The following is an 8,687-nucleotide window of genomic DNA, read 5'->3' on the forward strand; positions in this document are numbered from 1 at the left end:
ACATTCCGATACAGATGGATGCTAAAGTTAATAGTGTGGCCAATACCAACATAGGAAAATTAAAGATATCGGCAGTAATCTTAAAGTATGGAAAAAATGATGCAACAATCAGCCATAGGATGGGCAACATGATTAAAAATGGTGTCGCCTTTAATACAATAAGATATAATGACGATTTGTGATTTTTTACCAAATTTTCAAAATAACCATCTTCAAAATCTCTTGAAAATGCCAATGCCAATGCCAAAAATATAATCTGTTGCATGATGGCCGCAAGGATTCCCGGCAACATGAACGTCACATAACTCCCAGCCGAATTGTATAATTTGTTAAAATTAATTTTAAAACTTTCGTACGCAATTTTTGCTTGATCAGGGTGCATGCCTTGCTTTTTCAGACCTTCTATTTCAAAGCCCGCATTCATGGTCATTAATACCATATTGATATTATTACTGGCCGTATTTGCGTTTAATACATTGGCCATATTCAAATCGACACGAATTTCGGGATGTTTTTTCTGAAGTATATTTTTCTCAAAATCGGCAGGAAACGTGATTACGGCGGCGTATTGTTCGGTTGGCATTTCTTTGATAATATTACCAGGAATCGATCTTACGTCCACCACATACAATCCTTCATTATCTTGGAATGCATCAATGATTTTATCGGTTGCCGGACTTTGATCCTGATCGATAATAACAATGGGCAAGTCCTTAACTTTTGCTTGTTGATAAACGTAGCCAAACAAAATACCATAACCAATTGGAGCACCAATGAAAATAGCCATTAAAACACCGTTTGAAAAAATACGTTTAAATTCAATTTTTATTAAACTTATAAAATTTTTCATGGTTATTTTTTTATTAAAACAGTAGCGTTGTTAAAAAATTTCTGCCCAGAGATATCAGATGTTGGTACAACTTTTAATTCATAAATAGATTCTGACAATTCATATAATGGCGATGTGCTAGTGATATCGGCATATTGCGCTAATTGTTTAATAGCAATAATTTTAGCTTGGGTTTCGTCTTTGGTATAAGGATTCATAATAGTGAGAGTATTCCCTACATTGTAGTCGTATATCCTAGATTCTGGAATTGTAAACCTGAAATAAACGCCATTGGTTTTATAACCATTAAACAACGCATAACCTGGTGTTAGCAATTCACCTTCTTCCAAACTGATTGTCTCAATCGACATATCTGTGGGCGCAATTACATAGCGTTCGTCTGCCGCTAAAAGCACTTCTTGTTTAGCACCTTGGGCACGGTCCAATTGGCCTTTTGCTTGTTCAATCTGCTCAAATCGTGTTCCTTTGGTCACTTCATCGCGTTTGGCTTGCAAACCAGAAACTTGCGCTTTTGCCATACTCAGTTTCATCTTCACTTCATCAAATTGTTGTTGGCTTACTAAAGAATCCTGAAACATGTTTTGCAATCGATTAAAAGACTCTTGTGCAAAATCCATTTGGGCTTTAGCCGCATTCAGCTGGCCATCAATCTGACTCAATTGCTCGGAAGTAGCACCGTTAAATGCCATATCCAATTGACCTTGAGCAGACGTTATGGCACCTTCTGCCTGAATTAATTTTGCATTAACTTCAGGAATATCTATCAATGCCAAAGTATCACCTTGCTTAACAAGTTGACCTTCTTGAACATATATTTTTTCTATTCGTCCAGCCAGCTTACTGCTTATGGAAACTGTTTCAAATTTTACTTTTCCTCGATTCGGAGTAATCTCTTCGTTTTTACAAGCACTTAATGACAAAATAGTAAGCAGCGATAAAGTAATGCGAGTATATGTTTTCATTTTTTAGTTTTTATTTTGAAATTAGTATAAAAGAGCGCCTTTAGCATAGAGTAAATCTACAGCTGTACGTCGTTGGTTAAAATAAGATTCCTGAAGTTTGAAATTGGCTTTTTCAACATCGTTTAGGGCGTCGAGCACATCATTGATGGATGCCAAATCATTTTTAAATTGCTTGTTGACCATCTCATAAGTGTCATTGGCAAGTTCGATTTCCTTTTCAACAATTATTGAGTTTTGCAAAGCCGATTTGTAGGATAGCTCAGCTTTGATAATACTTAAAGCGATAAGTTCTTTTGAGTTTTCAATTTTATCACGGTAAATTTCACTTTCTAAACGTGTTTTTTTACTTTTTAATCGCGATTGGTTGCCATCAAAAATAGACCATTTTACACCGGCACCTATGAACCATTTGGGATCTAGAAGTGATAAATCGTCTTCTATAAACTCATAATGACCTTTGATTGCTATTTTAGGAATAAAATTGTTTTTCTCCATTTTAGCTTTATACAAGGTTGCTTTTTCGGCTTCTTCCAAAGCTTTTATTTCGTTGCGCTTTTCAACTTCAACTGAAAGATCAACCGCAGTAGGTTCAAGACGTGGTTCAAGTAATTGTAACTTTTCTCTTGTTTCGCCTGTAAGTTGGTGCAAAAGTTCAATTAATAAAATGTTATTATGATTATATTCCAATTGTTTGGCAGCCAATTGCTGCTGTGCCAATTCAATTTTTTTGCGATTAATAGGCGTTGCCAATCCATTTTGAATGGCCTTTTTAATATAAAATTCTTGTTCTTTTAAATAGTTTTCTGTGGTAGTCAATACGTTTTTGGATGCTTTTATTAATGCTAATTTATCATAAGCTTCAATAATTTCTATTGCCACTTTATCTTTTTCTACCATCCCCAAATAATTCAAAGAGGTTTCTTTGTGCTTACTGGCTTTTATAGCATTACTGGCTTCAAACCCACTAAACAACACCCAATCCAAATCAACCGATGATTTTAAGATGTTCTTGTTTTGCAGATTTGGTATGTCCGTCAAGGGAATATTATCAGGAAAAGGAGAGTTAAACGGCAATCCGATAGCATCCTTAATAACCAACTTTTGAGTGGCCAAAAGTAAGTTTTGGGTATCATCATCAAAAGTAATATCATCATTGAGCCTTGTGAAACTTCCGTTAAGAGTGATTTTTGGTAAAAAAACAGATTTGGCCAATTGTTGATCTACTTGGGCTTGTTCAGCTTCTAACTGGTTGCTGTTAATTGCGTGGTTTTTGTTTTGACCTTTATAAATTAAATCGATCAAAGCAGGATCCAATTGCTGAGCCTTACTTACAAAAGGTGATAAAATTGTAAAAAGAAACAGGATTTTTAAAGCAAGTTTATTAATAGTTATCATAATAGATTGATTTTTAAACACAATGCAAAATTCAGAAATATAAATAACAATGCATTTGACCTATGTCAAATTATAGTAGGAGAGATAGGGGTGAAAAAATATCCATATAAAACGGTATAAAACAATAAAAAAAATAGATACTATTTTCTAATTCGACTTAAGGTTTCCTGGGTCATTCCCAAATATGAAGCGATATGTCCCAAAGGCACTTGATAAGCAATATCCGGAAATTCAGAAAGCATATAATCGTAACGTTCACGTGCTGTTTGAAACTGAATGGCATTAATTTTATTGGTCATTTTTGTCAGCATTTCAATGGTAACAAGCCGTCCCAGTTTTTCCATTTTATGGTATTTGGCAAAAAGCAGGTCGATGTTTTCTTTTGAAATGCTGTAAACTACTGTGTTTTCCAGAACTTCCAGATAGTATAAACTTGGGGTTTGTTGAAAAAAGCTATCGGCACTGGTCATGAATTTCCCAACGCCAAAAAACCACTGTGTAATTTCCTTACCATGTTCATTGAGATAATAACTTCTGCCCATGCCTTGTTCCACAAAATAGAGGAATTTACAAACGTCGCCTTGGTGCACTAAAGTCTGATTTTTCACAATAGATTCTTTGGAAAAATGTGAAAGAATATCCTTTAATTCTTCTGGTGTGAATGCAACTAAAGTGCTTAGAAAGTTGGTGATGCTCATAAAAAGTGACTGTTATAAACTGTAGAAGTTTTTTACAATATAAGCAAAATATGTTTTACTAAACGTTTACATTTACAACGCAAATTTGCTGAAAATACATATCGGAAATAGTAAATTGATGATTTTAAAGATTTGATAACTGAAACAGAGCAAACTTTTGATCATTATAGCATAATTTCTCAGGCGTATGATATCAACTTATATAAAATGTTTGGATGATTTAAAAATGAAAGCAAATTGCGTAATTAAAATATTAAAAGCACTTAATATATTAAATTACAGCCATTTGGTCTAAATAAACTTATTTTACAAAACGTTATATTTTGTACTATAATTTATATTATGTAAAATAGAATATTCTGCTCAAATGAAATTCATACTATTGCTTAGCATCTTCAACTGTGCTGACACGTCCACTATATTCTATTGAAGTTCGAGATGTGGATTGTACTCTTATATGACTTCGATAACTTGGATACAACGTGATTGTTATTGCATAATTATCGCTTTTACGATATTGATCGGTAATATTAAAAGAAATCGTTACGAAATGTTTTTTATCATTATGGATAACCTGATAATCTTTTGGGATGTCTTTAAATTCTATACCGGTATGGTTTCCACCATAACCACCTCCAAAAGATTGTTCTCCAAAATATGGCAAATATCCACTAATACTATCGCCTTTAATGGTAAGTTTATTTGAATTTGATGTGATATCAATATTGCCAGCACTGTTTCCAGGTCCTAAAATATTCGAATTGGCAACTTTGGTAAATGCTGCAGTTGCTATTGGCCTTGCACTTGTAGAAACTATTTCAAAAGATCTTGAAGCCACCAAATCCTGTAATTGTTGATAGGCTTGATTATCCTGGGCCGTGAATTGTTTGTTGGACCCACAACTCATAAGGATTAAAAGAAAGACGTTATATATAAGAAGACGTTTCATAACTATAAATTTACAAAAATAATAGAATGATAATGTCATAAGTTCGCTTTTTTATAAGCCTTTATAAAAAATGCCATTATTGTTTTATAATGGCATTATCAGTGTTTTGTTCTCAGATCTAATCTTCTGGTGGATACCCATGAATTTCTTCAAAAACAGCGTCAAAATTTTCACGGATATAAGCACGGAGTTTCATTCGATAATCGTCATGGAGCCATTTCACAAAGTTATAAGTACTTTTGCTAATACATTGTGTGTAGCGTTCCAAACGATGGTTGATGTCGTCTTCCAGCAATTTCATCAAAGCCAAGGCATCATAAACATCTTCACTGTTTTCTACACAAATTTTGGTATGGTGCGCAATGGATTGCTCTAAAAGGACTTTTGAAGAATCGCCTTTGTTTACCGAATCGATATAGGCTTGTTTCATATCAAAATAAACCTCTTCAGAATTAGCGAATTCCTTACGGATCACGTCCGGCATTTCATATCTAAAATTGGCCTCAATATCAGTGTCATTGATAATGCTGTCCAAATAATAATTTGGCGAGCCAAATATTTTTTGCCAGTCAATATCTGCACCCCATGGTCCAAATCGGTGCATATTATTTCCCAGATCGATGATTTTAAATACTTTTTTGTCCTTATAAATACGAGATCCACGTCCTACCATTTGGTAGTACAAGGCCAACGATTTTGTTGCTCTGTTAAGAATAATCGTATCTACGGAAGGTTCGTCAAACCCTGTAGTCAAGATACTTACGGAAGTCAAAATGGCATTCGGCGTTTCCTTGAACCATTTTAAAATCATTTTTCGTTCTTTTTTTGTTGCCGTATTATCTAAATGGGCAATGGTATATCCAGCTCTTTTAAACGTATCATATATGTGTAAAGACGTGTTGATCCCATTATTGAAAATCAATGTTTTCTTACCCAAGGAATGCTGTTCATAAGCGTAAACTACTTTTTTGAGCATTTCGGCATTGGTATATAAATCTTCTGAAGATTTAACGGTATAATCACCATTAGCTCCTACTTCCAACGACGTTAATCCTACATTATATTGATAGGTTTCTGCTGGCGACAAGAAATTATTTTCGATTAGCGATTCAATCGTTTCACCAGTAATCAACTCGTTGTAATTATCCTTCATTGGCAAATCCTTATTAGAACTTAAGGGTGTTGCCGTGACACCAAGAATAAATGAATTTTCGAAATATTTAAAAAGTTTGGTAAATGAGTTGTAGTGCGCCTCATCAATAATAACCAAGCCTACATTAGAAATATCCAACATGTCCTCTTGCAATCTATTGTTCAAGGTTTCGACCATGGCCACAAAACAACTGTACTCGGCCTGATCGTCCAAATTAGCCTTGCTATCTATCACTTTATTGCTCACGTCAAATTCTGTCAACATCTTTGACGTTTGCTTTAACAACTCAATACGATGTGTTAAGATCACTACTTTTTTATCGTGGTTTTTTAAATATTGCCTTACAAACTCCGAGAATATGACGGTTTTTCCACCACCGGTTGGCAATTGATAAAGTAAATGATAATCTTCAGGAGCTTCATCAAAGGCCTTAAATACCTTGTCGATGGCTTTCTTTTGATAATTGTATAAATCTTTTCCTGTTTGACGTTCTAAGGTTTCTGATACTGTTTTTTCAGACATTCTTTTTGAGATACTAAAGCGGTTAAATTTTAATAAGAAGGGCAAAGATATGAGTATTAGCATGGTCTTGCAATGATAACATTAAAAAGATATTTGTAATTTGCACTTACTTTTTATGAAAACGCATTATTTACATCAAAATTTTGAAGGCTATTTACGCACTCCTTTATTATGGAACAATAATGCTTTATACGGCTTAAAGCAATGTTTTTTAAGTGATTATGTTTTTTGTGATTTCAATGAAAAAGTTCCTAAAAACCTCCGTTTAGGACAATTGGTAGAGCGTTTTGTAATGCACCAAATTAAGTACAGCACTCCACCCCTTCGGCTTTTGGCTGCAAACATTACGATTATAGATAATAAACGCACTGTTGGTGAAATTGATGCCTTGTTAATGTCTGAAAACGGTCCGATCCATTTAGAAATTGCCTATAAATTTTACCTCTATGATCCGGATTTTGGTAACGACGAACTATCGCATTGGATTGGCCCAAACAGAAAAGATAACCTTATTCAAAAATTAAACAAGCTAAAAAACCGGCAGTTACCGCTACTCTACCATTCAGAAACCCAAAAGTTTCTTGGTGATTTAAACCTTATTCCCAATGACATTGAACAACTTGTGTTATTTAAAGCCCAATTATTTGTACCAATTGACTATCAAAACGATATATTTTTCAAATTAAATCCAAAATGTGTTAAAGGATTTTACATAAAACCAGATGATTTACAGCAATTTAAAGCGTTTCAATTTTATATTCCTGAAAAAACAGATTGGTTGATGGATGTTGATGAAAATGTCAAATGGATTAATTACGATGACTTTGTAATTAATATAAAGAAATGGCTCGATAAGCAAATTGCACCGTTATGTTGGCTCAATAAAAACGGTGTTTTCTCTAAATTTTTTGTAATCTGGTGGTAATTGCTTTGTTATTGGAATGCCTTTCAAATTTAAAGACTGCACAATGTGTTTTGTAATTATCCTTGCGCTATGGCTCAAAAAGGATTTACTTTGCAAACCTTAATTTTTAATTGATAAATCGCTAAAATTGAAAGTCTGTATTGCGGAAAAACCAAGTGTAGCAAGAGAAATTGCTACTATTTTAGGAGCTAACACCAAACATGATGGCTACTATGAAGGCAATGGCTATGCAGTAACCTACACGTTTGGACATTTGTGTACCCTAATGGAACCCAATGATTATAAACCGCATTGGAAAAGTTGGGATTTGAACAATTTGCCCATGCTTCCCGAAAAGTTTAAAACAAAAGTGGTAAGCAATTCAGGCATTGAAAAACAGTTCAGAATTATTAAAAAACTATTCGATTCGGCAGAAGTAGTCATCAATTGTGGGGATGCCGGTCAAGAAGGTGAATTGATTCAACGCTGGGTTTTATCACAAGCCAATTATAAAGGCAAAGTACAACGGCTATGGATTTCTTCATTGACCGCAGAAGCCATCAAAGAAGGTTTTGAGAATTTAAAATCTTCCGAGCAGTATGACAATCTTTATTATGCCGGATTTTCGCGCGCCATTGGCGATTGGGTTTTGGGCATGAACGCCACACGTTTATACACATTAAAACACGGTGGTTATAAACAGGTTTTGTCCATTGGACGCGTACAAACCCCTACATTGGCCATGGTCGTCAATCGGTTTAAGGAAATCGAGAATTTTGTGCCCCAACCCTATTGGGAATTGCAAACGATGTATCGCAATACTTTGTTTGGATATGAAGAAGGCCGTTTTACCAAAATGGAAGATGGTGAGTTACTGGCAAATAAAGTCAAGGAAAGCGAATTTGAAATTGTTTCTATTGATAAGAAAAAAGGAAAAGACTACGCTCCAAAATTGTTTGATCTTACCGGACTTCAGGTGTATTGTAATACGAAATTTGGATTTTCGGCCGATGAAACCCTTAAAATTGTCCAAAAGCTTTACGAGCAGAAAGTCGTAACTTATCCAAGAGTGGATACCACTTTTTTACCAAATGATATTTACCCTAAAGTTTCAGGGATTTTACAGAATCTTAAAAAATATGCGCCTTTAACGACGCCACTTTTAGGGAAAAAGATCAAAAAATCTCCTAAAGTTTTTAATGATAAAAAAGTTACCGATCACCACGCTATAATTCCCACAGGGGTTGAAAGTAA

The 8,687-nt window shown here is 34.4% G+C and carries 8 protein-coding genes; 2 read left to right on the forward strand and 6 right to left on the reverse strand.

Features of this window, described 5'->3' with window-relative positions; all coding sequences use genetic code 11:
• The 6 genes from VNJ50_RS05655 to VNJ50_RS05680 form a co-directional block, all read right to left on the reverse strand.
• Positions 1 to 850 (reverse strand): ABC transporter permease (locus VNJ50_RS05655; protein ID WP_325579869.1); only part of this gene is annotated, 850 nt, incomplete at its 3' end.
• Between the two features lie 2 nt (positions 851 to 852).
• Positions 853 to 1,812, reverse strand: coding sequence for an HlyD family secretion protein (locus VNJ50_RS05660; protein WP_325579871.1), 960 nt, complete (start codon positions 1,810 to 1,812; stop codon positions 853 to 855).
• 21 nt (positions 1,813 to 1,833) lie between these two features.
• Complete coding sequence (locus VNJ50_RS05665; protein ID WP_325579873.1) at positions 1,834 to 3,207, reverse strand: TolC family protein; 1,374 nt, start codon at positions 3,205 to 3,207, stop codon at positions 1,834 to 1,836.
• Positions 3,208 to 3,347: 140 nt separating this feature from the next.
• On the reverse strand, positions 3,348 to 3,905 hold the full coding sequence (locus VNJ50_RS05670; RefSeq protein ID WP_325579875.1) for a Crp/Fnr family transcriptional regulator: 558 nt from the start codon (positions 3,903 to 3,905) through the stop codon (positions 3,348 to 3,350).
• 379 nt (positions 3,906 to 4,284) lie between these two features.
• Positions 4,285 to 4,854 (reverse strand): DUF4251 domain-containing protein, encoded by a 570-nt coding sequence (locus VNJ50_RS05675; RefSeq protein WP_325579877.1) that lies wholly within the window; start codon positions 4,852 to 4,854, stop codon positions 4,285 to 4,287.
• A gap of 118 nt (positions 4,855 to 4,972) precedes the next feature.
• Positions 4,973 to 6,529, reverse strand: a complete 1,557-nt coding sequence (locus tag VNJ50_RS05680) for a DEAD/DEAH box helicase (RefSeq protein WP_325579879.1) — start codon at positions 6,527 to 6,529, stop codon at positions 4,973 to 4,975.
• 115 nt (positions 6,530 to 6,644) lie between these two features.
• Here VNJ50_RS05680 and VNJ50_RS05685 point away from each other — a divergent pair, with 115 nt between their 5' ends.
• On the forward strand, positions 6,645 to 7,454 hold the full coding sequence (locus VNJ50_RS05685; RefSeq protein ID WP_325579881.1) for a DUF1853 family protein: 810 nt from the start codon (positions 6,645 to 6,647) through the stop codon (positions 7,452 to 7,454).
• Between the two features lie 127 nt (positions 7,455 to 7,581).
• The coding region (locus VNJ50_RS05690; RefSeq protein WP_325579883.1) for a DNA topoisomerase at positions 7,582 to 8,687 on the forward strand (1,106 nt) is incomplete at its 3' end.

Source organism: Gelidibacter sp. (assembly GCF_035577925.1).
Lineage (GTDB): Bacteria > Bacteroidota > Bacteroidia > Flavobacteriales > Flavobacteriaceae > Gelidibacter.

What these genes read in the sequence shown, in the direction of transcription:
- VNJ50_RS05665 (WP_325579873.1), bottom strand. Translation starts at nt 3,207, where the DNA reads ATGATAACTATTAATAAACTTGCTTTAAAAATCCTGTTTCTTTTTACA.
- VNJ50_RS05680 (WP_325579879.1), bottom strand. Translation starts at nt 6,529, where the DNA reads ATGTCTGAAAAAACAGTATCAGAAACCTTAGAACGTCAAACAGGAAAA.
- VNJ50_RS05670 (WP_325579875.1), bottom strand. Translation starts at nt 3,905, where the DNA reads ATGAGCATCACCAACTTTCTAAGCACTTTAGTTGCATTCACACCAGAA.
- VNJ50_RS05675 (WP_325579877.1), bottom strand. Translation starts at nt 4,854, where the DNA reads ATGAAACGTCTTCTTATATATAACGTCTTTCTTTTAATCCTTATGAGT.
- VNJ50_RS05660 (WP_325579871.1), bottom strand. Translation starts at nt 1,812, where the DNA reads ATGAAAACATATACTCGCATTACTTTATCGCTGCTTACTATTTTGTCA.
- VNJ50_RS05685 (WP_325579881.1), top strand. Translation starts at nt 6,645, where the DNA reads ATGAAAACGCATTATTTACATCAAAATTTTGAAGGCTATTTACGCACT.